Source organism: Actinosynnema sp. (assembly GCF_052038725.1).
In genome coordinates, this window is record NZ_JBQGCX010000304.1 from 1 (window position 1) to 1,535 (window position 1,535).

The following is a 1,535-nucleotide window of genomic DNA, read 5'->3' on the forward strand; positions in this document are numbered from 1 at the left end:
CGCTCCGCGCGCGGACGGACCGCGCGGCGCTTCGCGCGCCCGCGCGGCGCGTCGCCGTACCGCCCCCCGGACGCGGGCGCTGGGCAGGACATCCCCCTGAGGACCGAATTCGGCTCCGAATCAATTCCAGACGGAGCGTAATAGTATCGCGAGGCGCGCTCGGTATCCGCGGCACTTGTCCGAGGAGTCGACATCCGCTCCCGCCATAGCACGTCACGGCGATATCTCGCCAGCGCCAAAAACACCCCATCGGAGTTCACATGACGCCCGCTACCCCCTGTGCTTTACTGACCGGCGAGCATTCACCCCGGTTCACGACCTAGGAGTTCTCGCGTGAAAGGGCCGAATAGAGAAGCGACCCGGTCTGCGGATAGCGAGACCACGTCGAGCGGGTCGATTCCTTCTACGCCTTCCTCGATCAGCGACGTGCTCTACCTGATCGCCGCGAGCCACACCGACATCATCCGCAAGGAAACCGCGCAGCAGCTCAACGAGGCCAACCTCGCGTTCATCCGGGGAGATCTCGAAGCCACCCTGTCCTCCGTCAACGCCGCCCTGGGCGAACTGGACACCACGCAGCGCGCCTACAGCGAGGTGCTGGCCTTCCAATTACTGCTGATCTCGCTGGAAGACCAGAGAGCGGCATCCCGCAGCGCCGCGGCAATCAATCGAGAGCAGCCCGCGCACGGTGCCCTGAAGGTGATCTGCACATCCTTGGAGTCGGCCGACCACTGGCATTCGGGGAGCCTGTTCAAGGGATTGCTGCTGAACCAGTCGGCGGTCCACCAGGCACGCGACGAAGCGCCCGTGTGGCGCCTGTACACGAACATGATGATGGCGAAGAAGTTGACCGACATCCACGTTTCCCAGCAAGCGCGCCGAACCATCTCCGAAATGCGCGACCTGGTCGACAACTACGGACTGCACGCGTTCGAGTCGCTGGTGGAGGGGCTGAGCACGCCGCTGTGCCTGCAATCCGGGCAGTACGAGCGGGCGCTGCGCCGCGCGCGGGAGACGCTGCGGGTGGCCGAGGAGCGCGGGACGCGGGTGGCGGTCAAGCTCGCACTCTCGGTGACCGCCGCCGCGCACCTGGCGCTGGGCGAGCTGGACGCGGCGGCCGGGTCGCTGGCGTCCTTCGACGGGCTGCGCACCCACTACGTGCTGCCCGACTCGGTGGCGCGGGCGGCGTTCGCCGAGATCGCGCTGGTCGCCGCGGGCCAGGGGGCGCGGGCGGCGGCCGAGCTGGCGCACGCCTCGTGGGACCGGCTCGGCACCCGGTCGGCGTGCTTCATCGAGGACCTCACCCGGCCCGCGTGGCTGGTGGCGCTGGCCCGCCGCGCCGGGGACCGGCTGCTCGCCGAGCGCTCGGTGGCGGCGGTGGAGGCGCTGGTGCGCGGCAACCGCGAGATCCCCCCGCTGGAGACGGCCGCGGCCTACGCGCGGGCGGTGTTCGGGGGCGGGCGCCTGGACGTGCCGATGCCGCTGGACGCCGAGCCGGGCACCCGCCGGGCCCCCGCCCGCCCGGCTGCGGGGAC

The 1,535-nt window shown here is 70.4% G+C and carries 1 protein-coding gene; it reads left to right on the forward strand.

What is annotated here, in order from left to right:
• Positions 1-426: 426 nt before the first annotated feature.
• Positions 427-1,535, forward strand: a 1,109-nt coding sequence (locus tag ACTUAL_RS06045) for a hypothetical protein (RefSeq protein ID WP_440899545.1), incomplete at its 3' end; no start/stop codon positions are given.